Origin of the sequence: Caulobacter sp., assembly GCF_965279145.1 — a bacterium.
Classification (GTDB): Bacteria; Pseudomonadota; Alphaproteobacteria; order Caulobacterales; family Caulobacteraceae; genus Caulobacter.
The window spans coordinates 191,836-217,438 of sequence record NZ_OZ257139.1; the positions used below are offsets into that span (position 1 = coordinate 191,836).

General features: G+C 67.3%; 24 protein-coding genes. 10 read left to right on the forward strand and 14 right to left on the reverse strand.

All coding sequences use genetic code 11. The annotated features are described in order from the left end of the window. Positions 1–52 precede the first annotated feature (52 nt). The 4 genes from ACQY9P_RS00925 to ACQY9P_RS00940 form a co-directional block, all read right to left on the reverse strand. Positions 53–1,354: a DUF1254 domain-containing protein gene (locus tag ACQY9P_RS00925; RefSeq protein ID WP_421737125.1), complete on the reverse strand. Its 1,302-nt coding sequence runs from the start codon at positions 1,352–1,354 to the stop codon at positions 53–55. Positions 1,355–1,488: 134 nt separating this feature from the next. After that, on the reverse strand, positions 1,489–1,902 hold the full coding sequence (locus tag ACQY9P_RS00930) for a host attachment protein (RefSeq protein WP_421737124.1): 414 nt from the start codon (positions 1,900–1,902) through the stop codon (positions 1,489–1,491). 95 nt (positions 1,903–1,997) lie between these two features. Continuing rightward, positions 1,998–2,462 carry a nuclear transport factor 2 family protein gene (locus ACQY9P_RS00935; protein WP_421737123.1) on the reverse strand — a complete coding sequence of 155 codons (465 nt, stop codon included), beginning with the start codon at positions 2,460–2,462 and terminating at the stop codon, positions 1,998–2,000. A 107-nt stretch (positions 2,463–2,569) separates the two neighbouring features. Next, positions 2,570–3,352: an RNA methyltransferase gene (locus tag ACQY9P_RS00940; RefSeq protein ID WP_421737122.1), complete on the reverse strand. Its 783-nt coding sequence runs from the start codon at positions 3,350–3,352 to the stop codon at positions 2,570–2,572. Positions 3,353–3,474: 122 nt separating this feature from the next. Between ACQY9P_RS00940 and bla the strand changes: the two genes are divergently transcribed. Further along, positions 3,475–4,491: a class A beta-lactamase gene (bla, locus tag ACQY9P_RS00945; RefSeq protein ID WP_421737121.1), complete on the forward strand. Its 1,017-nt coding sequence runs from the start codon at positions 3,475–3,477 to the stop codon at positions 4,489–4,491. 24 nt (positions 4,492–4,515) lie between these two features. Here the strand turns inward: bla and ACQY9P_RS00950 are convergent, their stop codons facing one another. Further along, positions 4,516–7,035 carry an ATP-binding protein gene (locus ACQY9P_RS00950; protein WP_421737120.1) on the reverse strand — a complete coding sequence of 840 codons (2,520 nt, stop codon included), beginning with the start codon at positions 7,033–7,035 and terminating at the stop codon, positions 4,516–4,518. A 211-nt stretch (positions 7,036–7,246) separates the two neighbouring features. Here ACQY9P_RS00950 and ACQY9P_RS00955 point away from each other — a divergent pair, with 211 nt between their 5' ends. Together ACQY9P_RS00955 and ACQY9P_RS00960 are read left to right on the forward strand one after the other, a co-directional pair. Further along, positions 7,247–8,458, forward strand: a complete 1,212-nt coding sequence (locus ACQY9P_RS00955) for an NADP-dependent isocitrate dehydrogenase (protein ID WP_421737119.1) — start codon at positions 7,247–7,249, stop codon at positions 8,456–8,458. Positions 8,459–9,007: 549 nt separating this feature from the next. Continuing rightward, complete coding sequence (locus ACQY9P_RS00960) at positions 9,008–10,075, forward strand: type I restriction endonuclease (protein ID WP_421737118.1); 1,068 nt, start codon at positions 9,008–9,010, stop codon at positions 10,073–10,075. Here ACQY9P_RS00960 and ACQY9P_RS00965 read toward each other — a convergent pair. The 4 genes from ACQY9P_RS00965 to ACQY9P_RS00980 all read right to left on the reverse strand — a co-directional run bounded on the left by ACQY9P_RS00965 (position 10,027) and on the right by ACQY9P_RS00980 (position 11,712). Continuing rightward, positions 10,027–10,296, reverse strand: a complete 270-nt coding sequence (locus tag ACQY9P_RS00965; RefSeq protein WP_428150981.1) for a DUF2442 domain-containing protein — start codon at positions 10,294–10,296, stop codon at positions 10,027–10,029. The genes ACQY9P_RS00960 and ACQY9P_RS00965 overlap by 49 nt on opposite strands. A gap of 256 nt (positions 10,297–10,552) precedes the next feature. Beyond that, the gene (locus ACQY9P_RS00970) at positions 10,553–10,807 is read right to left on the reverse strand and encodes a DUF2442 domain-containing protein (RefSeq protein WP_421737116.1); all 255 of its coding nucleotides are present in this window, start codon (positions 10,805–10,807) and stop codon (positions 10,553–10,555) included. After that, the gene (locus ACQY9P_RS00975; RefSeq protein WP_421737115.1) at positions 10,782–11,024 is read right to left on the reverse strand and encodes a DUF4160 domain-containing protein; all 243 of its coding nucleotides are present in this window, start codon (positions 11,022–11,024) and stop codon (positions 10,782–10,784) included. The genes ACQY9P_RS00970 and ACQY9P_RS00975 overlap by 26 nt, the downstream gene beginning before the upstream one ends. A gap of 61 nt (positions 11,025–11,085) precedes the next feature. Continuing rightward, positions 11,086–11,712, reverse strand: coding sequence for an NIPSNAP family protein (locus ACQY9P_RS00980; RefSeq protein ID WP_421737114.1), 627 nt, complete (start codon positions 11,710–11,712; stop codon positions 11,086–11,088). 638 nt (positions 11,713–12,350) lie between these two features. Here ACQY9P_RS00980 and ACQY9P_RS00985 point away from each other — a divergent pair. The 5 genes from ACQY9P_RS00985 to ACQY9P_RS01005 all read left to right on the forward strand — a co-directional run bounded on the left by ACQY9P_RS00985 (position 12,351) and on the right by ACQY9P_RS01005 (position 16,254). Continuing rightward, on the forward strand, positions 12,351–12,647 hold the full coding sequence (locus ACQY9P_RS00985) for a hypothetical protein (protein ID WP_421737113.1): 297 nt from the start codon (positions 12,351–12,353) through the stop codon (positions 12,645–12,647). A gap of 23 nt (positions 12,648–12,670) precedes the next feature. Then, the gene (locus ACQY9P_RS00990; RefSeq protein WP_421737112.1) at positions 12,671–13,279 is read left to right on the forward strand and encodes a DUF2939 domain-containing protein; all 609 of its coding nucleotides are present in this window, start codon (positions 12,671–12,673) and stop codon (positions 13,277–13,279) included. Positions 13,280–13,320: 41 nt separating this feature from the next. Beyond that, positions 13,321–14,826 (forward strand): esterase-like activity of phytase family protein, encoded by a 1,506-nt coding sequence (locus ACQY9P_RS00995; RefSeq protein ID WP_421737111.1) that lies wholly within the window; start codon positions 13,321–13,323, stop codon positions 14,824–14,826. Positions 14,827–14,863: 37 nt separating this feature from the next. After that, positions 14,864–15,808, forward strand: a complete 945-nt coding sequence (locus ACQY9P_RS01000; RefSeq protein WP_421737110.1) for an AEC family transporter — start codon at positions 14,864–14,866, stop codon at positions 15,806–15,808. A gap of 68 nt (positions 15,809–15,876) precedes the next feature. Then, positions 15,877–16,254 carry a VOC family protein gene (locus ACQY9P_RS01005; protein WP_421737109.1) on the forward strand — a complete coding sequence of 126 codons (378 nt, stop codon included), beginning with the start codon at positions 15,877–15,879 and terminating at the stop codon, positions 16,252–16,254. 65 nt (positions 16,255–16,319) lie between these two features. Here the strand turns inward: ACQY9P_RS01005 and alaS are convergent, their stop codons facing one another. Together alaS and recA are read right to left on the reverse strand one after the other, a co-directional pair. After that, a complete protein-coding gene (gene alaS, locus ACQY9P_RS01010) occupies positions 16,320–18,962 on the reverse strand; it encodes an alanine--tRNA ligase (RefSeq protein ID WP_421737108.1) in 2,643 nt (880 codons plus the stop codon). A 431-nt stretch (positions 18,963–19,393) separates the two neighbouring features. Then, the gene (gene recA, locus ACQY9P_RS01015) at positions 19,394–20,461 is read right to left on the reverse strand and encodes a recombinase RecA (RefSeq protein ID WP_421737107.1); all 1,068 of its coding nucleotides are present in this window, start codon (positions 20,459–20,461) and stop codon (positions 19,394–19,396) included. 307 nt (positions 20,462–20,768) lie between these two features. On the opposite strand from recA, the gene ACQY9P_RS01020 reads away from it, so the two are divergent. Continuing rightward, the gene (locus ACQY9P_RS01020) at positions 20,769–22,376 is read left to right on the forward strand and encodes an EAL domain-containing protein (RefSeq protein WP_421737106.1); all 1,608 of its coding nucleotides are present in this window, start codon (positions 20,769–20,771) and stop codon (positions 22,374–22,376) included. Between the two features lie 64 nt (positions 22,377–22,440). Here the strand turns inward: ACQY9P_RS01020 and ACQY9P_RS01025 are convergent, their stop codons facing one another. Both ACQY9P_RS01025 and ACQY9P_RS01030 read right to left on the reverse strand, forming a co-directional pair. After that, positions 22,441–24,270: a DUF885 domain-containing protein gene (locus ACQY9P_RS01025; protein WP_421737105.1), complete on the reverse strand. Its 1,830-nt coding sequence runs from the start codon at positions 24,268–24,270 to the stop codon at positions 22,441–22,443. 113 nt (positions 24,271–24,383) lie between these two features. Beyond that, positions 24,384–24,770, reverse strand: coding sequence for a nuclear transport factor 2 family protein (locus tag ACQY9P_RS01030; RefSeq protein WP_421737104.1), 387 nt, complete (start codon positions 24,768–24,770; stop codon positions 24,384–24,386). 75 nt (positions 24,771–24,845) lie between these two features. Here ACQY9P_RS01030 and ACQY9P_RS01035 point away from each other — a divergent pair, with 75 nt between their 5' ends. Beyond that, complete coding sequence (locus ACQY9P_RS01035; protein WP_421737103.1) at positions 24,846–25,373, forward strand: GNAT family N-acetyltransferase; 528 nt, start codon at positions 24,846–24,848, stop codon at positions 25,371–25,373. A 19-nt stretch (positions 25,374–25,392) separates the two neighbouring features. Here ACQY9P_RS01035 and ACQY9P_RS01040 read toward each other — a convergent pair whose 3' ends face one another. After that, the gene (locus tag ACQY9P_RS01040; protein ID WP_421737102.1) at positions 25,393–25,587 is read right to left on the reverse strand and encodes a hypothetical protein; all 195 of its coding nucleotides are present in this window, start codon (positions 25,585–25,587) and stop codon (positions 25,393–25,395) included. Positions 25,588–25,603: the final 16 nt, after the last annotated feature.

Sequence of the window (25,603 nt, forward strand, 5' to 3'; positions counted from 1 at the left end):
GGATTTTGCCGTCCCCAGGGGTTCCGGTCGAGGCCCTAGACGCCTCCAGGCCTCAGACCGGCGTAATTGGCGCGAACCGGAACTGGCCGTTCAGCAGTTCGGCGCGCGGCAGATAGGTGCGCAGGGTCATCGAGAACGGCCCGGCCTTGGGGGCCGGCAGCCAGTTGGCCGACCGCTCGCCGCCCGGGTCGGTGCGCCCGATCCAGATATCCAGCGTCCCGTCGGCATTGCGCTTCAGCCCGGCCGTGCGGTCGCCGATCGCATAGCGCCGGAGCGGATTATCGGTGAAGAAATACTGCCCGTCGGGCGTGACCTCGTACATCGACAGCGACCAGAAGCCGTCCAGCGGCAACTGGGCCGGCAGGGTCAGGCGATACAGGCCGTCTCCCTTGAAGTTGCCGGCCCCGTCATCGCCGGCCGCCTTCATGTACATGGCCTCGGCCACCGGCAGGGCGCCCAGCCCCTGCAGGGCGACGATGGCGCGGTAGAGATAGTCCTGGCCATAGTCGCCCAGGTTGGCGCGCGGATAGGCCCAGCCGTTGACGAAGGTCTGCCGGCCCTTGGCGAACACGGTGATCATCCGGGCGTTGTCGACGCCCTCGTCGGCGGCGGCCGCGTCGAACGGGCCGGCGCCCAGATAGGCCGAGGTTCGGCGCAGGAGGCGCAGGTCGGTGGGCGGCGCCGGGTCGGCAGCGAGCAACTGGCGGGCGGCGGCGAAATAGGCGGCGGGCGCGGCCTCGCGGGCGGCATAGGCCGGCGTCGCGGTCGCGGCCGGCCCCTTCAGCCCAAAGCCGTCCTGAACCTTGTGGGCGGCGGCGAGATCGGCGTTGTCATTGACCAGGGTGCGGATCAGCAGCCAGGCATGGGCGGTGGCGATGCGGGTGGGGTTGGGCCCCGTCGCGGCCTGGCCCGGTCCGACCAGGGTGAAGATCCCACCCTCTCCGCCGACCGTGCGGGTACCCAGCACGACATTGTTGTTGGTGAACATGTCCATGACGGCGACCGAATAGTAGCGCGTCCCGGTCACGGGGATGGTCAGGGTCACCGGCCCCTTGGTCAGGTCCAGGAAGGCCGTCGAATAGAGCGTGTCGTTGTTGGGCGTCGTCACCGCGCGCCCGGTATGGTCGGTCAGGGTGCGGCTGTGGTTGAGCGCATTGATCGCCGCGCCGGGCATCTTGAGCATGCGCGCCCGCGCGGTCGCCATCTCGATCAGCGGCAGGGCATAGAGCCAAGCGTCGCGCGCGGCCGAAGCCGCGGCGGCGTCGCCGGTCTGCCGGGCCTGGGCCCATGACGGCGCCCATGACGGCGCAAGGCCCAGCACGCCGGCCATGGCCAGCAGCTCCCGACGGTTCATGGCGCTTTCTCCCCAACGCTTGTTTGAAGGGGAGATTAGTCCCGCGCGCGCCACCTGTCTCGCATTTTACGGCACGATCCGTGCCACTGTGTGGGCCAGGCGCGCCGGGCGGATGGCCCGGCGCTGTCGCGGGGCTAGCTCGCCGCTTCGCGCCGGGCGGTGTGGACCACATCCTCCAGGGTCATGATCGTCGCATCGACCCGCTCATGGGGATTGCAGCCGACCACCTTGCTGGCCAGGGCCGGCGACAGGTCTTCGCGCAGATGGCCGAGGGCGCGGGGCGGCGCGATCAGGATCAGCTGATCAAAGGCGTGCTCCTGGGCGACGCCGTCGAGGCGGTGGGCCAGATCCTTGATGAAGGCGCGCTCGGCCCGGTCGTTGGCGTCGCCGTCGTGCGGCGCCGGCTTGCGCGAATGGGCGTGATGCTCCTTCAGGCCATGCAGCCAGTCGGGGCGATCGTGCAAAGGCCCGTCCAGCCTGGGCTGTTCCAGCAGCCGGGCGCGATGGCCATCGGCGACCACGACCAGGGTCTTTGCATCGGGGTTCATCGGTCGGACTCCATTCAGGGCTTCAAGCCCGAACGTTGCTCACCGGGCCCGGAATTCAGCCATGACCTAGATCAATCCCCGAGCGGTCGCGCGGCTCAGTTGACGGCGGGAACCCGGGTGGCGTGCAGGAAGTCGATCACCCAACGGCCCGCCTGGCGATGCAGGGCGGCGGACTCCAGCCAGGTGACGGGCTTCATCTCGGCCGTCGTGCCGACCGCCCCGTGATTTTCCCACGCCGCCCAGGCCAGTCCGCAGCGCGTCTGGACCTCGATATCGCCCGGCGCCCACTCATAGACCACGCCCCGGTCGTGCGATTCCTTGATCAGACCGGTCAGTTCCGCCTTATCGAAACGCTTGCCGGTCTCGAAGGCGTGGAACGACGGCGCCAGCAGGCGATCCAGGGCCTCGTCGTCATCCTTGGCCAGAGCGTCATAGAGGGCGTGGATCGTGGTCCTGACCTGCTCGCCATCCTTCGGCGAGGCCTGGCATGCCGGCGTCGCGGCGCTGGCCATGCCGGCGGTCATCAGGGTCAGGGCGGCGGCGAGCAGAGTGATGCGCATCAGGCGTCATGATCCGGATGGGGCCTGTCGCCAGCGGAAGTGTCGGCCCGGCGCCCGTTGGACAAGGGTGACGACGTCAGAAAGGGTTTGGCAAGCCGGGCCGCGCCCTACTCTTCAACCTTGCCCGCCTTCGCCGCCAGCTTGGCCAGCACCCGACCCCGACCTCTCGACAGGGCCGTGATCACGCCCCGGAAGGTGCGGACCTCCTGCTCGGTCAGGCGGGCGCGGGCCAGCGGGACGCGCAGGTTGCGGACCATCGAGGGCTTCTTCTCCGGCGGATGATAGAAGCCGGCCTTTTCCAGCTCGTCCTCCAGCTGGCCGTAGAGGCCCAGCAGCGAGGCCTGGTCGGCGGGGTCTTCGACGTTCTGTTCGAACTTGGCCCACGGGCGGTCATTGACCGTCATCATCCACTCATAGGCGTTGATCGACACGGCCTGGGCCAGGTTCAGCGACCGGAAGCGCTCGTGGATCGGGATGCTGATGATCGCCTGGCACAGGGCGATGTCCTGGGTTTCCAGCCCGGCCCGCTCGCCGCCGAACAGCAGGCCCACGGCGCGGCCCTGGGCCACATCGTCCGACAGCTGGGTCGCCGCCTCGCGCGGGGTGAGGATCGGCAGGCGCGTCTCGCGCGGACGGGCGGTGGTGGCGAACACCAGCTTCAGGTCCGAGATCGCCTCTTCCAGGGTGTCGAACACCTTGGCGTCATTCAGCGGCCAGTCGGCGCCCGAGGCCGAGGGCCAGGCGCGCTCCTGGGGCCAGCCGTCGCGGGGCCGCACCAGGCGCAGGTCGGCCAGGCCGAAATTGGCCATCACGCGCGCCACCGCGCCGATGTTCTCGGCCAGCTGGGGCTCGTTCAGGATGACGCAGGGAGGAAGGCGCGTTTCAGTCATGCCTCCCTTTGCCGCCGCCGGCGGGCCGGGCGCAAGTCCCGTGTGACGCCACGCGATGATCGTCGGGCGCCGAACCGGGCCGCCATGCGTTCATGGTCCAGCTTGTCTTCGAGAGAACACCCATGCTTCGCCGCGCCTTCCTGCTGTCCGCCGCCGCCCTGCTCACCGCCTGCAAGGCCGAGCCGATGTTGGGTCAGCTGGAGCCGGTGTTCGACGGCAAGGACCTGAGACAGCGGCTCCAGGCGCTGGCCGACGGGGCCGCCCCCGGCGTGCTGGGCGTCGCGGTGCGCGACTGCCAGACGGGCCAGACCGTGGCCTTCAACGGCGAGCATCCCTTTCCGCTGCAGAGCGTCTTCAAGGCGGCGCTCGGCGCGGCCGTCCTGGCCGAGATCGACGCCGGCAAGCTGCGCCTCGACCAGACCATCACCATTCGTGACATCGACCTGTCGCCGCCGTTCAGCCCCATCGCCGACGCCTGGCCGGACCGCACCGACTACACGCTGGAGGACCTGCTGGAACGGGCCAGCGGGGCCAGCGACAACACCGCCGCCGATGTGCTGATGAAGCTGATCGGCGGTCCCGGCGTGCTGACCGCGTGGCTGGTCCAGAAGAAGATCGAACACTTCCGGGTGGATCGCTACGAGCGCCAGCTGCAGCCCGAGATCGCCGGCATGGCCTCGTTCCGCGCCGGCTGGAAGGGCGAGGCCAACTACCGCCCCGTGCTGCTGGCCGTGCCGGAAGCGACCCGCCGCGCGGCGACGGCGGCCTATCTGGCCGATCCGCAGGACACCGCCACGCCGATCGCGGCGGTCACCTTCCTTGAAGCGCTGCGGGCGGGGCAATTGATCTCCAAGCCTTCGACCGAACGGCTGCTGGGCATCATGACCCGCACGGGAACCGGGGCGAAGCGCCTGAAGGCCGCCCTGCCCGACGGCGCGACCCTGGCGCACAAGACCGGCGGGGCGCGCACCGACCTGGGCATGACCCCCGCCACCAACGACATCGGGATCTATACGCTCAAGGATGGTCGCCAGTATGCCGTGGCCGTGTTCCTGAGCGCATCGACCGCCCCGGAGGATCAGCGCGACGCGGTCATCGCCGAGGTGGGGCGGATCGTCCTCAGGGCGGCGGGCGCCTAGAGCCCTTTAGCCGGCTCTAGAGCCTCACTCCGCCGCGCTGGCCGATCCCGCCGCGGCCGCCGCCAGCCGCACTCCGGCCAGGGCGGCCAGCAGCTGGTCGGGATGCAGGGGCTTGGCCAGATGGAGATCGGCGCCGGCGGCTCGGGCCGAGACGATGTGCTCTTCCATGGCGTTGGCCGTCAGCATGATGATCAGCACCGGCGGACGGCCCTCGGCCGCCTCGTGCGCCCGAATGGCCCGGGTGGCGGTCAGGCCGTCCATGATCGGCATCTGCATGTCCATCAGGACGGCGTCGAAGGTCTGGCGCTCGAAGGCCTCCACCGCGGACGCGCCGTCCTCGACCATGGTCAGGTCCACGCCGAACGGCTCCAGCACCACCTCGACCACCTTGCGGTTGGTCGGGTGATCCTCGGCCACCAGCACCCGCAGGCCCTGCAGGGACACCTCGTCCTCGGGCTGGTCGGGCGCATCGCCCACCGAAACCTCGCAGCGCGGCAGGGGCAGCTCGACCAGGAAGGTGGCGCCGGCTCCGACAACGGCCCGCGCATCGATCCGGCCGCCCATCATCTCGGCCAGGGCCGCCGAGATCGACAGGCCCAGACCCGTGCCGCCGAACTGGCGGGTGATCGACTGGTCGGCCTGGACGAAGCGCTTGAACAGGCGCTCGCGCACCGTGTCGTCGAAGCCCACGCCGGTGTCGGCCACCGTGAACACCAGCATCTCGTCGCACCGCTCGACGGCGAGGCTCACCGAGCCCCTGACCGTGAACTTCACCGCGTTGGCCAGGAGGTTGGAGAGAATCTGGCTGATCCGGCCGGAGTCGCCCAGATAGCAGCCCTCGGCGTCCGGCGTGATCGACCAGGTGAATGTCAGATGCTTGGCGGCGGCGGCGGCGGCGTGCAGCTCGGCCATGCCGCGCACCAGACGTTGCAGGTCGAACGGCCCGGTCGTCAGCTGGAACTGGCCGGCCTCGATCTTGGAGACGTCGAGAATGTCGCCCAGCACCTGCTCCAGCAGCCGGCCTGACGAGGTGACCAGAGCGCCCAGCTCGCGGCGAACCGCCGGGTCGCTTTCCTCGGCCAGCCGGTCGCCGATGGCGATCACCCCGTTCAGCGGCGTGCGCAGCTCGTGGCTCATATTGGCCAGGAACACCGACTTGGCCTGGTTGGCGCGCTCCAGCTCGGCGGTGCGCTCGGCGACGCGATCCTCCAGCGACCGCAGCAGCTCCTCGTTGCCTTCGCGTTGCTGGCGCAGGCTGCGGGCCAGATCGCCGATCTCGTCGGGGCGCGCCTCGACCGCCAGCGCTTCCTCGCGGTCGCCGGTGCGCTGGGCCCGGGCCAGCACGCCCAGCGGCCAGGCCACCTCCCGGCTGATCACGCGGTAGAGCAGCAGCACCTGGATCACCACGCCCAGCACGCCAAACAACAGCACCCAGGAGGCGGTCTTGATCGACGACCAGATCAGGTCGCCCGAGGGGAAGCTCATCAGGAACCACCAGTTGGGCTCCTTCAGTCGGCCATAGGCGATGATGCGGTCGCCGCGGCTGTCGCGGATGGCGCCGACGTCCCTGCCCTGCCGGCGGATCTGGCTCATGATCTCGCCGAGATGGGCCTGGGCCTCGGCCGAGCGCAGGCGGGCGACATCGACCACCCCGTTGCTGGCCAGGCCCGGCGCGGCGATCAGCTCGCCGTCGTCGGAGACGATCATGTTGCTTCCGCCCGGCAGGGACTCGGCCATGGCCCGCAGCAGGTAGGAGTTCAGCGACAGGCTGGTGCCCCAGGCCCCCATGAACTGGTCGTGGAAATAGAAGGGCGTCACGCACGCCGCGTTCAGGCCCCGACCGCTGGGATCGGAAATCAGGCGGCGAAGCTTGGTGCACCGCATCACCCGCTCGGGATTGTTTTCCGGCAGGGCCAGCTGCGTCATCTCCTCCTGGGCGATGTCCAGGTTCGGCGGCGCGTCGCGGCGGTAGTAGAGCAGCTTGTCCGGCCGCCTGGGCCCGAACATCACCAGCCGGGTCCTGGGCGTGAAAAAGTAGAAGTTGTCGTAGTGATGGATCTCGGTCTCGCCGGTGTTGGCCACCACTTCCATCGCCGAGACGAACAGGGCCCGTTCCTCGCGACTCAGGGTTTCGGCCTGGGGGAGATAACCGCCGATCCCGTACACGAAATGCGGCCCGTTGCGGGCGCCGGCGAACAGCGCGGGCGCGGTGCGGCGGGTGCCATCGCCGAACTCGGGATAGAGGACGTTGAACTCCCGCTGCGCGTCGGCGGCGTCGCGGCTGTCAAGTCGCCGGGTCAGGGCCTGGCTGGCGGCCGCGTGCACCTTGACCAGGTCCGAGAACAGGCGGTCCTCGGTCTTGACCCGCTGGCCCACATATTCGGCCAGGTGGCGCATCTGGGTGTCGGCGGCGCTCTTCTGCACGAAGACGAACGCGACGGCGGTCGCCACGCCGGTGACGGCGATCGACAGCACCGCGACAATCGCCAGCAACCGCTTGGCCAGCGGCGAGGCGATCTCGGCATTGGGTCGAAGGCTGAGCACGCCCTGTTCAATTCCCCTGCCCCGGATCAGGGGCTGTCGGTCACTTCATCACAGAGCGGGACGCCCTAACAGGGGCTGAAGATCACCTGCGCGAAGCGAGTCGCTTTTCCCTTTACGCGCAACAGTCTATAGCCAGCCCGTCCGCGCCCGCGACCTGGCCCTCTGCGCCAGATTGCCTCAGGCGCGCCACCGCGAGAGGAAAGACCCAGCAATGGCCAAGATCAAAGTCGCCAATCCCGTTGTCGATATGGACGGCGACGAAATGACCCGGATCATCTGGAAGCTTATCAAGGATAAGCTGATCTTCCCGTATCTGGACCTGGAACTCGACTACTACGACCTGTCGGTCGAGAACCGCGACGCCACCAACGACCAGGTGACGATCGACGCCGCCGAGGCCACCAAGAAGCACGGCGTCGCCGTCAAGTGCGCCACCATCACGCCTGACGAAGCCCGCGTGAAGGAATTCAATCTCAAGAAGATGTGGAAGTCGCCCAACGGCACGATCCGCAACATCCTGGGCGGCGTGATCTTCCGTGAACCGATCATCTGCCAGAACGTGCCGCGCCTGGTGCCCGGCTGGACCCAGCCGATCATCGTCGGCCGCCACGCGTTCGGCGACCAGTACAAGGCCACCGACTTCCTGTTCCCCGGCAAGGGCGTCCTGACGATGAAGTTCGTCGGCGAGGACGGCGCGGTCATCGAACACGAGATCTACCAGGCCCCCGGCGCCGGCGTGGCGATGGGCATGTACAATCTCGACGAGTCGATCCGCGACTTCGCGCACGCCTCGTTCGCCTACGGCCTGGGCCGCGGCTATCCGGTCTATCTGTCGACGAAGAACACCATCCTGAAAGCCTATGACGGCCGCTTCAAGGACATCTTCCAGGAGATCTTCGACGCCGAATACGCCGACAAGTTCAAGGCCGCCGGCATCCACTACGAGCACCGCCTGATCGACGACATGGTGGCTTCGGCCCTCAAGTGGTCGGGCGGCTATGTCTGGGCCTGCAAGAACTACGACGGCGACGTGCAGTCCGACATCGTCGCCCAGGGCTTCGGCTCGCTGGGCCTGATGACCTCGGTGCTGATGACCCCGGACGGCAAGACGGTGGAAGCCGAGGCCGCCCACGGCACCGTGACCCGTCACTATCGCCAGCACCAGAAGGGCCAGAGCACCTCGACCAACTCGATCGCCTCGATCTTCGCCTGGACGCGTGGCCTGGCCCACCGCGCCAAGCTGGACGACAACGCCGAGCTGGCCAAGTTCGCCCTGACCCTCGAAAAGGTCTGCGTCGACACCGTCGAAAGCGGCTTCATGACCAAGGACCTGGCCCTGCTGGTCGGCGACAAGCAGTCGTGGCTGACCACCGAAGGCTTCCTCGACAAGATCGACGAGAACCTCCAGAAGGCCATGGCTTAATTCATCCGCCCCCTATGGGGGCGGACGACCGCGAAGCGGGCCGGTGGGGGCGAGTGGTCGAAAGACAGGCCCCCTCCGCGCGGAGGGGGCCTGTCCTCGGGAGCGCGCTTCGCGCGACCCGGGGGCGCTCCTCCCCCGTAGGGATAAGATGAAATCAGCGCCTCCCGGGAAACCGGGGGGCGTTTTTCGTTTGGGGATGACACGCCGTCTGACGGAGCCAGAACAACGCCCGCTGCGGGTTAGATCTGGACCCCGGCTTTCGCCGGGGAGAGCGGCGTTTTAGGGTCTGAGGGTCACCCGACGCCCCGCCTAGCGGCCGTCTTTCAGGGCGGTGGCGTGGCCCTACCCAATCCCGCCAGATCCGGCGAGGCCGCGCCTAGCAATGGCAGGGTATCACGCCAGCAGACCATGCCGAATTTGGCTAGATTTCCACCAAAGCAACCAAAAGCGTGACTAACGCGGAACTCACGTGAATAGTGCCAAGCTGCGCCAGACCACCTGAAGTGGCCAGAAAAATCTGCTCACAACTGGCTCGAGAGAGGGGGAACCATGGACTTGGCTATGCGACTCGCGGAACTGCAAAAGCGCACAATTGAACACCGTGAGGTGCTGCTGACAGAAGAGGCCGCGAAAACAGCCTTGGTCATGCCCTTCATTCAAGCGCTCGGATACGACGTTTTCAATCCCTCAGAGGTCGTCCCCGAATACACAGCGGACGTGGGAACCAAGAAGGGCGAAAAGGTCGATTATGCCATCTGCAGTGGTGGCAAGGTCACTGTCCTTATCGAGTGTAAGCCGTCGTCATCAGAGCTAAATCTCAATCATGCGGGGCAGTTGTTCCGTTACTTTTCTGTGACCGAGGCCCGCCTTGCGCTCCTGACAAACGGCGTCGTCTATCAGTTTTATTCTGATATCGAAGCTCCGAACAAGATGGATAATAAACCATTTTTCACATTCAGCATGGATGCGATTAAACCCACAGATATCAAGACACTTGAAAATTTCGCTAAATCTACTTTCGACATTGAAAAAATAGTAAAGGAAGCTGGAAATCTAAAAATACAATCTTCACTCAGAAAAGAACTTGAGAAAGAGTTTTCGGAGCCATCGGAGGAATTTGTCAGGCTTTTGGCGAGACGCGTCTACACCGGTAACGTCACCGCAGCCATTAAAGACAATACGGCTAAGCTACTCGTAAGCACGATCTCAACGATGGTTCGAGACATGGTGACCGAGCGCCTATCCTCCGCACTAAATGCTTCTACACCCAAACCTACCGAGACTATCGGCGAGGCCGATACGATTGAGGAAGAGGTTACGACGACAGCCGAGGAGTTTTCCGGCTTCCATATCGTACAGGCTATCGCTTCTCGGCTTGTGCACCCTAAGCGCGTCGTTATGCGTGACGCTAAATCCTACTGCGCTATTCTGCTCGATGACAACAATCGCAAGAGTATAGCGCGCATGCACTTTAATGGAATTACGACAAAATACTTCGGAACATTCTCTGGCAAGGAAGAGACACGTCACGTGATCGGAGATTTGACGGACATTTATCAGTTCGCGGCTCAAATCGAGCAGCGGCTGCGCGAGTTAGATGAAAGTATCTCGGCCTGACGCAAGCCGCACTCAGAACACGAAGCCCTGCGCGACCCACCTACCCCGCCGCCCGCGATCTCCCAGTGGGCGCGCTGGATGGGTGTGGCCGCCTGCAGGCGCGGATACCAGGCCAGCGGCGCGGCGACGCTGCGGCCGTCCACGAGTTCGACCACCAGCCGTTCGTCATCACAGCGGACGTCGCGCACGCGCTCGTCAGCCGAATTTGACGCAGTGGTCATGACGATCAACGATCCCGGCTTAGCCTTCAGACACCTTGGCGCCGCCCCGGAAGGACCTCTCGCTGAACCCGCGTCCGTGAAGACCCCTCCATGAGCCGCCCGGGCCCGGGCCACGACGTCGACCGCGTCTGCGAACTCCTCCGCACCGCCCGCGCGCGCGTCGGCGAGATAGGCAGCTATGGCCTCATCACTGTCGAGGTATTCCGCCGGGTCAAAGGGCCGGGTTTCCACGTCAAACCTCCTGCGCGAAAGTCGATTATCGCGCCGCCGGCGCCCCGCGCAGCAGGCCTTCGGTGCTGAGGTCCTCGTCCAGGTCCGGCCAGTGAATGCCGTATCCACCGCCCGCGACTTCCCAATGGGCACGCTGCGCCGGCGTGGCCTTCAGCAGGCGCGGATACCAGGCGAGCGGCGCGGCGATGCTGCGGCCGTCCATGAGTTCGACCACCAGCCGTTCATCATCACAGCGGACGTCGCGCACGCGCTCGTCAGCGGCTGTCGCCAAAATGCTCATGCCATGCCTCCACGAGGGTGACCCTGTGCTCGCGCACAAGGGTGAGGATAACATTCAACTCGTGCGCCCGGTAGCCGAGGTTGCGCGCCAGAGCCACGGGCGTGAGCCACGCCTTCAGGGATGCGTCGCCCCTATCGACATGAACGTGCGGCGGCTCGTTCGGCTCATGGCTGTAAAAGTAGAACCGGTAGCCGTTGATGCGCAGGATTGTGGGCACCGATAATTCTACTCATCGTAGATTTATCTCGTCAATACCACCTCTGTTTCCCTTCCCCTCCTCACCACACCCGCGACCGCCCCGTCGGCGCCAGCCGCAGCCTCTGCATCACCCCCGCGTCCGAAACCCCCGCCTCGTCCGCAGCCAACGCCGCCTCGTCCGCATAGGCCGTCATCCAGACCAGCACCCGCTCGCCCTCGCGCACCGGCAGGCGGGGAAAGGTGTTTTCGGCCGGGTTGGTGACCCAGGCGGCGAGGATCTCGGCGCCGGGGTGACCGGGGTCGGGCACGTCCAGGGCGGTGTCGAGGGTCTGGACGGTGAGGGTCAGCAGTCGGTCGCCACCGGTCCACGGCCTTTCAGCCCCGGCCCGCATAGGGTGGGGCTGCAGCAGCAGGACGTCGTCGCTGTCGATCATGGTCGCGTTGGCCGCGTCGCGATGGGCGGCCCAGACCGGGCCGTCATAGAAGGCGGTCAGGGCCGCTCGCCGCTGCTCCATGTCGGTGAAGCCGCGCAGCCAGACGAAGCGGTTGGGATCGTCCAGATCGCGGAACAGGCCGATCAGGGTGACGCCCGCCGCCTGCTGGCTCTCGACGAATTCCCGCTCGAACAGGGTGATCAGGGCGTCGCGCCGGCCCGGATGCAGGGTGTATTGGCGAAGCTCGACGACGGCGGGGCTGGGGATGGTCATGGTGTCTCCCTTGCCAGGGCTAGTGACCGGGACCTGCTGGCCGGGCGGCGCGCCCGCGCGACAGGCCTAGCGCGCGGCGGCGCCAGAAGCTGTCAGCAGAAAGCCTGTCTACCCCGCCATCCACGCCTAAGACGTTGAAATGGCTTGTCTGGAACAGCGCTTATCCCCCGCTCCACGCGTCGGCCTATACTGTCTTCACCTTGAGGCGATGGGGAGGGCGCGCGGCCAGCGACCTTCGCGGCCTTGGGGGGCGATCGAGCGGAGACGCGCTCGTCGACGGCGTCGGTTCTCCACGTGGGGATCGGCGCGACCTCCATCCCTCTGGCGGCGGTCGGCCGTGGAAAACAAAAACGACGTGGGATGACAGGGTTGGCGAGGGCGGCAGGCGAGCGGAAACGTTCGCGGTCCGGGACCAGGCCTCGCGGCCTGGCCCGCCGTCGGCGGCCTAGACGGTCTGGCGTCAACAGCGCCCAGGGGCCGGAAGCCGTCGAATAACGGTCGCGCGGAGCGTTCTGTCCGAGTCGAAACGGTATTTTTTCCAAGTCTCCGGGCCCGGCCCGGACGCTCCGCATCCCTCCCCCATCTTCGCAGCGAAAGCGCGAGGCCGAGACCTCGCGCCTCATCTCAAAGGAGTTCCCATGCCCCGTAGCCGCACCCGAGCCCGCCTGTACCCCCGCCCCGCCCCCGCCCACGATCCGGCCTGGCCGAAGGCGCGCAGGGCGCGGCTGTATCGCGAGTTCGACAAGCGCATCGACAAGCTGTTCGCCCTGAAGGCCCTGGATGAGGCGCGCGACGCCCAGGTTCGGGCCGCCAAGGCCGCCCAGGTTCAGGACGCCCTGGTTCGGGATGGGGGCGCGGCGGCGACCGATGAGGGTCCCGCGCCGCGCGAAGCCCCTTGCGAGGCGGCGGCGATTACCCCTTCTATGCCGCGTTAACCTTCACTGGCCCGAGACCCGACATGAGTTTGCAGAAGCGGATCTGGGACCTGATCGTCCTGGGGATCTTCGTGTTCGCGGCGGCCTTCGCCACGGCGCCGTGGTTCGCCTTCCGGGCCCTGAAGGCGGCTGCGCAGTACGAAGACGTGCAGGCGATCAGCGAGCTGGTCGACTTTCCGTCCGTGCGGCGCAGCCTGACCGGCCAGCTGCAGGAGGACGCTCCGGCGACGGCCGCCGAGCCGCCCTCGATCTGGCGCGACCCTCTGGGCGCGATGCGGCGGGCCATCGAGCCCATCGCCCCGCCCGAGCCCAAGGTCGATCGCTATCTGACCGTCGCCGGCCTCTGGGCCCTGACCCGGGGCTATGCGCCCGGGTCGGCGCCCACCGGGCCGCCCCGCCCGGAGACGACGACCGGCAAGGTCAAGGCCACCCTCCAGGGCCCCTATCCGACCATTGTCTACTGGGATCCCAACCGGGTGCGGGTGGGCATGAAGCGGCCCGGCGATCCCCGCCGCGTGACGGTGTTCACCTTCCAGCGGCGCGCGCTGTTCACCTGGAAGCTGGTCCACATCCGGCTGCCGCGCGAGGATCGCCAGGCCGCCAGTCGCGCTGTCACTGAAGCATCAAGCTAGGCTGGTAACCGCGTGGGGCCCTCTCGCTGGAAGCCCGCGCCATGATCCGTTTCGCCCGCCCGCTGCTGTTCGCCGCCGCCTCGCTGCTGGCCATGGCCACGGCCGTGGCGGCCCAGCCGACCGCCTGGTCTCGCCCCAACGTCGCCACCGCGCAGGGCGCGGTCACCGTGGAGTTCCAGGGCGCCAAGCTGGTCAATCACGGCCTGGTGGGGGCCGGCCGGCTGGCGGCCTCGACCCGCGATTTCCACGGCGACACCCTGGGCTCGTTCTCGGCCATGGCCATCACCGACTGGCGCCGGCTGGCCGACGGGACCTATGCCGGCAGCCTGACCACCCTGCCCGATCGCGGCCCCAACGGCGTGGGCACGATCGTCGGCACCTCCGACTATGCCGGCCGCCTGCACCGCTTCAGCTTCACCTTCGCGCCCCATGTCGGCGCGGGCGTCGCCGCCCCGGACCAGGTGACGCTGACCCCGACCGGCGGCCTGCTGCTGAAGGACGCCAAGGGCCAGACCTTCACGGGCCTCGACCCGGCCGAACCCGCCGCCGCCGGCCGCACCAGCCTGGACAGCGAGGGCCTGGCCATCGCCGCCGACGGCGGCTTCTACGTGTCCGACGAATATGCCGCCAACATCTACCGCTTCGACAAGACCGGCGCCCTGATGGGCGTGATCGCCCCGGTCGCGGCCGTGGCCCCGATGAGCGGCGGCGCGCTGACGCTGACCGGCGCCAAGGCCCCGGACACCGGGCGTCGCAACAACCAGGGCCTCGAAGGCGTCAGCATCGTCCCGGGCGGCAAGCGCCTGGCCGCCCTGCTGCAGAGCGCGACCGTGCAGGATTCGGCCCCCGGCAAGGACGCCGACCAGAGCCGGGCCAACACCCGCCTGTTCCTGTACGACATCAGCAAGACCGCCACCCCGGCCGCGCCGGTGGCGGAATACGTCGTCCAGCTGCCGGTGTTCCGCAACAAGGGCGACGGCGCCGCGCCCGACAAGACCGCCGCCCAGTCCGAGATCCTGGCCCTGAACGATCACCAGTTCCTGGTTCTGGCCCGCGACGGCAATGGACGCGGCAACGGCGCGACCCGGCCGGCGGTCTATCGCAGCGTGCTGCTGATCGACACCACCGGCGCGACCAATCTCGCCGGCACGCCCTATGAGACCTCGACCCGGCCCATCGCGCCCAATGGCGTGCTGGAAGCCGGGATCGTCCCGGTCGGCCAGGTCGAGCTGGTCAACCTGATCAACCCCGGCCAGCTGGCGCGGCTTGGCCTCAACATCGACAACGCCGCCTCGAACGCCTTCACCCTGCCCGAAAAGTTCGAGGCCCTGGCGCTCGAGCCCGCCCTGGACCCCAAGACCCCCCACGACGCCTTCCTGTTCATCGGCTCGGACAACGACTTCCAGACCGCCAGCGGCATGGTCGGCGGCGTCGCCTTCGACGCCGGGGTCAAGGCCGCCGACGGCAGCCCGGCCGGCGACACCGACAACCTGATCCTCGTCTATCGCCTGACCCTGCCGGGCTGGTCGCCGACCGCCGCCAGGTGATAGAGCGGGGCGTCCTCCCACCCGGAACCCGCGCCCTGTGATCCATCTCGTGCTCGACATCCTGTCGCGGGTGCTGCCGTTCTTCCTGCTGGTCGGCGCCGGCGTGGCCCTGGTTCGGCTGCGCCTGCTGGACGAGCCGATGTCGCGCGGCCTGTCGGCCTATGTATTCTGGATCGGCTTCCCGGCCCTGCTGATCCATTCGCTGTCGCGGATCGGCACGCCCGGCCCCGCCCTGGCCTGGGGCCTGGCGGCCTTCGCCGGGGCGGCGCTGACGGTGATGGCGGGACTGCTGGTCGTGGGTCTGGCGCTGGGCTGGACCCGCGAGGAACGCGCCGGCGCCGCCCTGTCCGGCGGACTGGGCAACAGCGCCTTCCTGGGCCTGCCCGTCGCCGCCGCCGTGCTTGGCCCCGAAGCGGCCCGACTGGCGGCCGGCGTCGTGGCCGTGGACTTCGTGCTGATCGCCGCCACCGGCATCGCCCTGCTGGGCTGGGCGGCGGGACGCTCGATACCCGGCTCGGCGCTGCGGGCTCTGGGTAACCCGATCGTCGCTGCATCCCTGATCGGCGTGGTCATGGCGCTGACAGGCCTGGCCCTGCCCGACCTCCTGGACCGCGCTGTAGGCGCCGCGGCGGTGTCAGGCAGCCCCGTGGCGCTGGTGGCCCTGGGCGCGGCCCTGGCCCTGCGATCGTCCGAAAGCGAAGCCGCGCCCCGCACCGGACCCGTCCTGGCGGCGGCGGCGGCCAAGCTGCTGGCCTTGCCCGTCCTGACCTGGCTGGCCGTGGGCCTGACCGACGCGCCGACCGCCTTCCGCCTGGGCGCCACCCTGCTGGCCGCCACCCCGACGGCGGTCAACGTCTTCATCCAGACCCGCGCCCTGGGCGTATTCGCCCGAGGCGGCGCCCGAACCGTGGCCCTCACCACGGCGGCGGCGTGCGTGACCCTGTCGGCTGTCGCGATCATGCTGACACAGGGTGTCAGCTAGTTCCTGTTCCGTTCTGGATTGAAGCGTCGCCTTGCGGCTAGTCTGGGTCTCCAAGGAGGACACCCACCATGATCCGCTACGTCACCATCGGCGCCAACGACCTCGATCGCGCCCAGAGCTTCTACGACGCCGTCTTCGCCGTGCTGGGCCAGCAGCGCCTGTGGCGACAGGGCGACTGGATCGGGTACGGCCCGGAAGGCGGCGACGCCAAGGTGTTCATCTGCAAACCCCATGACGGCCAGGCGGCCCGCGCCGGCAACGGCATCATGGTGGGCCTGCAGGCTGAAAACACCGCCCAGATCGACGCCTTTCACGCGGCGGCCCTGGCCCATGGGGGCACGTGTGAAGGACCGCCCGGCCCCCGACCCGCCTATGGCGACGGCCACTATGGCGCTTACGTCCGGGATCCGGACGGCAACAAGCTCTCGACCTTCCTGAGCAGCTGATCGCAAAGAAAAACCCGCCGCCTCCTGCGAGACGGCGGGTTCCCATGTTACGAGCTAAACAGGCCCTAGCCCGCGATGGCCGCCTTGATCGCGTCCAGACCATCCTGGGCCTTTGTCGCGTCGGGCGCGCCGCCCTGGGCGAAGTCGGCCTTGCCGCCCGCCCCCTGGCCGCCCATGGCCAGCACAGCGGCCTTGGCCAGCTCGGCGGCGCTGAACCTCGCCGTCAGGTCAGCGGTGACAGCCACGGTCACGGCCGCCTTGCCTTCGCCGGTTCCGACCAGGGCCACAACGCCGCTGGTCAGCTGTTTCTTGAACTCCTCGGCCACGCCGCGCAGTTCCTTGCCGCCGACGCCATCCAGGATCCTGGCGATCACGGCCGTGCCGGCAATGTCTTCCGGACCCGAGGCCGCGCCGCCTCCGCCCAGGGCCAACTGCTTCTTGGCCTCGGCCAGCTGCTTCTCCAGCGACTTGCGCTCGGCGATCAGGGCCTCGACGCGCGCGCCGACCTCCAGCACCGGGGTCTTGAACTGGTCGGCCAGGGCCTTGGCGACGCCGGCCTGGTCCAGCAGGAAGCGGCGAGCCGCCTCGCCGGTCAGGGCCTCGATGCGGCGGATGCCGGCGGCCACGCCCTGTTCCGAGACGATCTTGAACAGAGCGATGTCGCCGGTGCGGGCCACATGGGTGCCGCCGCACAGCTCGACCGAATAGGCCTTGCCGGCCTCGACCAGCGACTTGCCCAGGGTCAGGACCCGGACGCTGTCGCCGTACTTCTCACCAAACAGCGCCACGGCGCCGGCCTCGATCGCCTCCTGCGGCGCCATTTCCTTGGTCTCGGCGGGCACGTTCTGGCGGATCACCGCGTTGACCTCGGCCTCGATGCGCTCGATCTCGTCGGGCGACAGCGGGCCGCCGTGGCTGAAGTCGAAACGCATGCGCTCGCCATCGACCATCTGGCCCTTCTGGGCGACGTGCGGGCCCAGCACATGGTGCAGGGCGGCGTGAACGAGGTGGGCGGCCGAGTGGTTCGAGCGGGTGGTGGCCCGCCGCGCGGCGTCCACCGAGGCGACCACGCTGTCGCCGACCTTCAGGTCGCCGGCCAGTTCGACGCGGTGAACATAGAGCTCGCCGGCCTGCTTCTGGGTGTCGAGCACGCGGCTTTCAACGCCCGCGACCTCGATCATGCCCGTGTCGCCGGCTTGACCGCCGCTCTCGGCATAGAAGCTCGTGCGGTCCAGCAGGATCTCGACGGTCTGGCCAGCGGCGGCGGCATCGACCTCCGCGCCGTCGGCCAGGATGGCCTTCACCACGCCCGTGGTCTCGGTGTTGTCATAGCCGACGAAGTTGGTCGGGCCCGAGCGTTCCTTGATGCCGAACCAGGCGGCGGCCGCGCCGGTCTGGCCCGAGCCGGCCCAGTTGGCGCGGGCCATGGTGCGCTGGCGATCCATGGCCACATCGAAGCCGTCGGTGTCGACCGTGATGCCCTTGGCGCGCACGGCGTCCTGGGTCAGGTCCAGCGGAAAGCCGTAGGTGTCGTAGAGCTTGAAGGCGGTTTCACCGTCCAGCACGCCGCCGGCGGTCAGGTTGGCGGTCGCCTCGTCCAGCAGGCCCATGCCGCGGCCCAGGGTGACCCGGAAGCGCTCTTCTTCCTGGCGCAGGGTCTCGACGATCGAGGCCTCGGCGCGGCGCAGTTCCGGATAGGCCTGGCCCATCTCGGCCACCAGGGTCGGGGCCAGGCGGTGCATCAGGGGCTCCTGCGCGCCCAGCAGATAGGCGTGGCGCATGGCCCGGCGCATGATCCGGCGCAGGACATAGCCGCGCCCTTCATTCGAGGGCGTGACGCCGTCGGCCAACAGGAACGAGGTCGAACGCAGGTGGTCGGCGATCACGCGGTGCGACGGGGCCTCGGCGCCTTCAGCCTTGACGCCGGTCAGCTCGACGCTGGCGGCGATCAGGGTCTTGAACAGGTCAATGTCGTAGTTGTTGTGCACGCCCTGCAACACGGCTGCGACGCGCTCCAGGCCCATGCCGGTGTCAATCGAGGGCTTGGGCAGCGACAGGCGCTCACCGCCGGCCAGCTGCTCGAACTGCATGAACACCAGGTTCCAGATCTCGATGAACCGGTCGCCGTCTTCATCGGGACTGCCGGGGGGGCCGCCGGCGATGCCTTCGCCATGGTCGAAGAAGATCTCGGAGCACGGGCCGCACGGACCGGTGTCGCCCATCGACCAGAAATTGTCGTTGGTCGCGATGCGGATGATGCGGTCATCGGACAGTCCGGCGATCTTCTTCCACAGATCGGCCGCTTCGGTATCGGTATGATAGACCGTGACCAGCAGCTTGTCCTTGGGAAGGGCGAAGTCGCGGGTCAGCAGGGTCCAGGCGTGGGTGATCGCCTGTTCCTTGAAATAGTCGCCGAACGAGAAGTTCCCCAGCATCTCGAAGAAGGTGTGGTGGCGGGCCGTGTAGCCGACATTGTCCAGGTCGTTGTGCTTACCGCCGGCGCGAACGCACTTCTGCGAGCTGACCGCGCGCGGATAGGCCGGGGCCTCGGCGCCCGTGAACACGTTCTTGAACGGCACCATGCCCGCATTAACGAACAGCAGCGTCGGGTCGTTCTGCGGCACCAGGGGCGCGGAAGGCGTAATCGCGTGATCGGCCTTGCCGAAGTAGTCGAGGAAGGCGCCGCGGATCTCGTTCAGCTTAGGCATGGGAATCTCAGGTGTTCAGCAGGTCCGGCGAACCGGAGGTTGGGGCTGCATAGCGCGGTTTTCGGCGGAGTGGAAACCGAGTTGGCGTCGGGCGTGGCGTGTTGGCGGATATGGGACGGTCGATGACGGAAACTCGCCCCCTCTGCGCCAGCGGCTCGCGCTTCGGCTTGGGCGGTTGAGATGGGTTCGTCGGCGTCGTCACTGAGCGCATGATTGGGCGGCAGCCCCGTTGGAGCAAGGCCAGATCCAGCCCCTCCCCCACCTGGCTCTTCGGGCCGCGTCCTCGGTCAGGCGGAAGGATAAACGAAATCGGACGCCTGGCATGGGGTCCAGGCGTCCGGGGGATCGCGGCCTTCGCGGCGGGGAGCCACGGGCGTCATAGTCAGGCGGGAAACGCCCGGGCAGGCAAAGGTCGCGAAACCTGTCTGGGACTATTCGTCGCCGTCCTCGGGACCGCCGACCAGAAGCTCTTCCTCGATCTTCTGGGAAGACTTGCGGACCGCAGCTTCGATCTCGTCGCACATGTCCTTGTTGGCCTTCAGGAATTCACGGGCGTTATCGCGACCCTGGCCGATGCGCTGGCTATTGTAGGAGAACCACGAGCCGGCCTTGTCGATGATCCCGGCCTTGACGCCCAGATCGATGATTTCGCCCAGCTTGGAGATCCCCTCGCCGTACATGATGTCGAACTCGACCTCGCGGAACGGCGGGGCGACCTTGTTCTTGACCACCTTGACCCGGACGTTGTTGCCGATGATCTCGTCGCGCACCTTAACCGAACCCGTGCGACGGATATCCAGGCGCACCGAAGCGTAGAACTTCAGAGCGTTGCCGCCCGTGGTGGTCTCGGGGCTGCCGTACATCACGCCGATCTTGTGACGGATCTGGTTGATGAAAATGACGATGGTGTTGGCCTTGTTGATCGAGCCGGTCAGCTTGCGCAGCGCCTGGCTCATCAGTCGGGCCTGAAGACCCGGCAGGCTGTCGCCCATCTCGCCTTCGATTTCGGCCTTGGGCGTCAGGGCGGCCACCGAGTCGATGACCACGATGTCGACCGCGCCCGAGCGCACTAGCGTATCGGTGATCTCGAGCGCCTGCTCGCCGTTGTCGGGTTGCGAGACCAGCAGGTTGTCGAGATTGACCCCCAGCTTGAACGCATAGCCCGGATCCAGCGCATGCTCGGCGTCGACGAAGGCGGCGGTGCCGCCGGCCTTCTGAACCTCGGCCACCACGTGCAGGGCCAGGGTCGTCTTGCCCGAGCTTTCGGGGCCATAGATCTCGATCACCCGGCCCTTGGGCAGGCCGCCAATGCCGAGGGCGATATCGAGCCCGAGCGAGCCGGTGGACACCGACTCCATCTCGACCTTGCCCTTTTCGCCCAGCTTCATGACCGAGCCCTTGCCGAAGGCCCGATCGATCTGCGCCAGCGCCGCTTCGAGCGCGCGCTGCTTGTCGCCGTCTTCCTTGCCCACGAGTTTCAAAGCCGCCTGATTGCTCATTTAAGGTCCGCCCTTATTCCATGATTCCAACCGAGGGATCGGAGGTTCGCGCCCGCCGCGCTCATCCGCCTGTGGAATGATTAATGCGTACATGCTTTGTTCCATGTTCGCAAGATGTTCTTTTCCGCAAGGCGAAGAACAGAGCCTTCCACGCAGCGCGCGTGGCGGACGACGTTCCCGTCGTCACGGCCCGCCGTTCCTCATATCGGGTAACGCCACACACCGAGGCGCGCGATTTACGCCCTTGGGAGCAAGGGGTCTTTAAGACGCGCGTGCGATTATCCGGAGTTCTTGGGGGAAGTCCGACTTGTCCATCGATCCGCGCCGCCTGCTGGGACTGGCCTTCGCCAGCGCTGACCTGCTTGTCGAGATTCGCGACGGCAAGATCGACATGGCCCTGGGCGCCGCCCAGCGCATCCTCGGCCAAAGCGAAGCCGCACTGTCCGGCAAGGTCTGGCGAGACCTGTTCGCCGAGGTCGACGGATCGCTGATCGATGCGATTCTCGCCTGCGCCGACGACGGGGCGCGACGGGGCCCGGTTTCCCTGCGCCTGGCGGACGGCGAAGATCGCCATGTCAACGTGGTGATGCGCGCCCTACCGGAGAACAAGGGACGGATTTCCTGCGCCGTCACCTCCGGCCAGGCCAGCAGCGCCAAGGTCGATGACAAGGGCCTGCATCCGCGCGAGTCGTTCGAGGATATCGCCAAGGGCCTGTTCGAGGCCGCCAGGGTGACCGGCCTGGAGCTTGAACTGGCGATGATCGAGTTCTCGGGTCTTGGCGACAAGCGCGCCAGCCTGCCGCGCGCCGAAGCGGAGGCTCTCGATATCCAGGTCGCCGGCGCGGTGCGGGCTGAGTCCCATGGCGGGTCGGCGGCGACCCGGCTGTCAGATGACCGCTTCGCCGTGCTGCGCGCCAAGGACGACAATCCCGAGAACCTGACCCGCCGGCTTGGCCAGATGGTCGCGCTCGACGTCGCGGCCCACGTGGTGACGCTGGAAGGCGGCGGCGCGCCGGCCCGAGCCATGCGCGCCCTGCGCTATGCGCTGGACGATTTCCTGCGGGAGGGCCTCAAGGACACGCCGCCCATGAGCCTGTCCGAGGCGATGAACCGCTCGGTCAAGCGCACCCTGGCCAGGGCCGGCGCGCTGGGCGTGGCGGTCAGCCAGCGACGCTTCAATCTGGCCTTCCAGCCCGTGGTCAATCTGATGACGGGCGCGGCTCATCACCACGAGGTGCTGGTGCGCTTCGAGGAGGGGGTCAGCCCGTTCGCCCTGATCCGCATGGCCGAGGAATTCGACCTGATCGAGGAACTGGACCAGGCGATCGTGGAACAGGCCATCCGCCGCCTGGCCCAGGACCGCTCTGGGGATCTGAAGCTGGCGGTGAACGTCTCGGGCCGCACGATCGTCAACGAGAGCTTCATCGACAATGTCGAGCGCGAACTCAACAAGTATGATCGCGCCAAGGGCCGGCTGATCTTCGAGATCACCGAGACCTCGACGATCGACGACCTGCCGCGCGCGAACCGCCACATCCAGTCCCTGCGCGCCCTGGGCTCGCTGGTCTGCCTAGATGATTTCGGAGCAGGTTCGGCCTCGTTCGCCTATCTGCAGGAGCTCAATCTCGACATCGTCAAGATCGACGGACGCTATGTTCGCGAACTGGCTGACAACGGACGCGACGGCGCCATGGTGCGTCGCCTGGTCGAGCTTTGCCGCGACCTCAATATCCGCACCGTCGCCGAGATGGTCGAGACCTCCGAGGTTGAGGATGTGGTGCGCAAGGCCGGCGTCGATTTCGCGCAGGGCTGGCTGTACGGCCGACCGGCGGACATGCCGCAATCGGCCCTGAAACCCAGCGCCGCGACCAAACCCCTGGCGCGACGCGCCGGAGCCTCCGAGAGCTGGGGCTAAAAACCCGCGAACTGGCGCGAGGGCCCGAAAGCCCTCGCCCCGATTCCCGTGTGACTGAAAGCCCTCAGACCTTGCCGCCGTTGGCGACGATGTAGTTGTCGATCACCTTGTCCAGCACGGTCAGCGGCGTCATGCCCGCCAGCAGGCCGGCGTCGTGGAACTTGCGGATGTCGAACTTCTTGCCCAGCGCCTTCCTGGCGCGCTCGCGGGCCCGCAGCCAGGTGATCTTGCCGATCATGTAGCTGCACGCCTGGCCCGGCCACACGACATAGCGTTCAATCTCGGTGATCGAGCCGCTTTCCTCGTCGCCCATGGTCTCCGCCATGTACTTGACGGCCTGTTCGCGGCTCCACTTCTTGTGGTGCATGCCGCTGTCGACCACCAGACGGACGGCGCGGAACAGGGCGTCGTGCAGCATGCCGATGTGGCCGCGGGGGTCGGTCTTGTAGATGCCCATCTCCACGGCCAGTTGCTCGGCATAGAGCGCCCAGCCTTCCGCGTAGCCCGAGAAGCCGACGACCTTGCGGATCAGCGGCAGGCCCTGCGCCTCGTTGGACAGGGAGAGCTGCAGATGGTGGCCCGGAACGCCCTCGTGCACCGTCAGGGTGGTCAGGGTATATTTGGCCTGCTCCTTGGTGTCGCGCAGGTTGATCCAGTAGATCCCCGGGCGCTTCCCATCCAGCGACGGCGAGTTGTAGTAGCCGCCCGGCGCGCCGGCCTCGATGGCCTTGGGCACGCGGCGGATCTCCAGCGGGGCCTTGGGCAGTTGGCCGAAATAGGCCGGCAGCTGCTTGTCGATCCACTTGGCCTTGGTGTTGAGGTCCGCGATCAGCTGTTCCTTGGCCGCGTCGGTGTTCGGATAGATGTCCTTGCCCAGTTCGGCCATGCGCTCGCCGACCGTGCCCTTGGTCATGCCCATGGTCTTGAAGATCTTGTCGGCCTCGACGGAGATCGACTTCACCAGGTCCAGGCCCAGCTGGTGGATCTCGTCGGGGGTCAGGGTCGAGGTCGTGTAGTTCTTCAGCGAGGTGGCGTAGTAGTCGGCTCCGTCCTTCAGGCGCCAGACGCCGGCGTCGTGGGTGGCCTTGGGACGCACGCTTTCCAGCAGCGCGATCTGCCGCTTCAGGGCCGGCAGAACCGAGTTCTCATAGACCTTGGTCGCCTCGCCCGCCCAGTCGCCGGCGATGGCCTTTTCCTTGGTGCGACGGGCGATTGACTTGACCAGAGGCGCGTCGGCCACCGGCGTGTCGGCGAAGGACCTCATCTGGATCAACGCCTTGTCGATCACGAAATCGGGCGGGATCACGCCGTCGGCCATGTCCCTCCTGGCGATCAGGGTTTCCTGATCCATCAGGCGGGCGAACCCTTCCATGCGCTGCAGATAGGCGTCGGCGTCGGCCTTGGTCTCGATCGCGTGCTGAGTGTCCAGGAAATCGGGCATGTACTGGTAGGAGCCCGTCAGTTGGCTCAGCACATAGGGCGCGCCCGAGCCGCCGCCGCCATAGCTGAACTTCCGGTTGCCTTCATCCTGCACAGCCAGCACGAACTCGACGGTGTCGTAGTTCACGGCGTCCATGCCGGCCAAGGCGCGACGGTCGATGCCGCGCAGGGCGGCCAGTTGCTCGCTGGTTTGCAGCGCGTTGGCGCCGATCGCCTCAAACGAACGGTCGCTGAGCAGCCCCTTGGTCCAGGCCAGATCGCCCGTGTCCAGGCCAAGGCCGGTCGCGGTCTCAGGCGACTGGCGCAGTTGCTTGGCCATGAACGCGTCGAACAGCGCGTTCAGCTTGGCGGCTTCCCCGCTCGCGGCCGCCTGGCGGGCCAGGCCAAGCGACGGCGCCGTCGCGGCCAGACCGGCGGCGACAGTGGACAGCAGCATCTGACGACGATTTTGCAAGGCGAGACCCCTAAAGAACAGTTTGTTGGGGCGAATGCGTAGGCCTTGAGGGGGATAGCCGTAAATTAATTTCTCTTAATGCGCGGCCGCGAACCCGGGCTGCCCTGAAGCGATCAGCGGCCCCGATCCAGCGTGACATAGAGCTCGCTCTCGATCACCCACTGGCCAGTGACCTTCTTCCAGGTCGCCAGATAGGTCCCGGACTGGTCCGGCGTTCCCTTCCAGGCTCCGACCCATCGGCCGCGCTCGGCCGCGCGAAGACCGGCGCTGTCGATCTCAGTCGCCTCGCTGGTGCGGACATAAGCGATGAAGTCCGGGTCGCGGAACTGGGCGTCAAAGGCGGCGATCACCTCGGCCGCGCCCATCAGTAACGAGCCGTCGCCGGCGATCAGCACCACCTTCGGATCGAAGAAGGGCGCCAGGCGCGCGGCGACCTTTCCGGCGATCAGCTTGTTGGTCAGCTTACGGCGGGCGGCGATGGCGTCTTGAGGCGTGGTCATGCTGGGTCTCGCAAACAAGCTTCAGCGGTGTAGCCTGCGGGTTCAACGCGCCGCAAACAGAGTTGTCCCGTCCTCATGCTCGCCCCTCCCCCGACCCTGGTCACCAAGCGCCTAACGCTCCGTCCGCCCGAAGTCAGCGACTTCGACGACAGCGCCGCCATGTGGGCCGACCCCGTGGTGACGCGCTTCGTCGGCGGACGGCCCAACACCAGCGAGGAAAGCTGGGCGCGGCTGCTGCGGGCGCGCGGGCTGTGGTCCCTGCTCGGCTACGGCTATTGGGCGGTGCGCGAGACCTCGACCGGCCGCTATGTCGGCGAGGTCGGCTTCGCCGATTTTCATCGTGACATCGAGCCCTCGCTGACGGGCCTTCCGGAAATGGGTTGGGTGCTGACCGCGTGGTCCCACGGTCAGGGCTTCGGGACCGAGGCCGTGACCGCGGGTCTGGCCTGGATCGACGCGGCGCTGAAGCCGAGGGTGACGCCGTGCATCATCGATCCAGGCAACGCGGCGTCGCTGGCTCTGGCGGCCAAGATGGATTTCCGGATCAAGGCCCACACCACCTACAAGGACGCCCCGATCATCATGCTGGAGCGCCGAACATAGACGGCGCCGCAGGCCTGTTTCAGTGTTCGGCGGCGGATGTCTCCTCGCAGGCCCGCACGGCCTCCGCCATGGCCTGGAACAGCAGCCTTACGCGCTCGACGGATTCAAGATCGGCGGCCACGGAGAAGGCTGAAACGATCTCTTCGCGCTCGACGAGCCCCTTGGCCACCAACAGCGAGGTCAGGGCCAGCGTGGCGCCGACCTGAAATCGCAATGCGTCGCCTTCGATA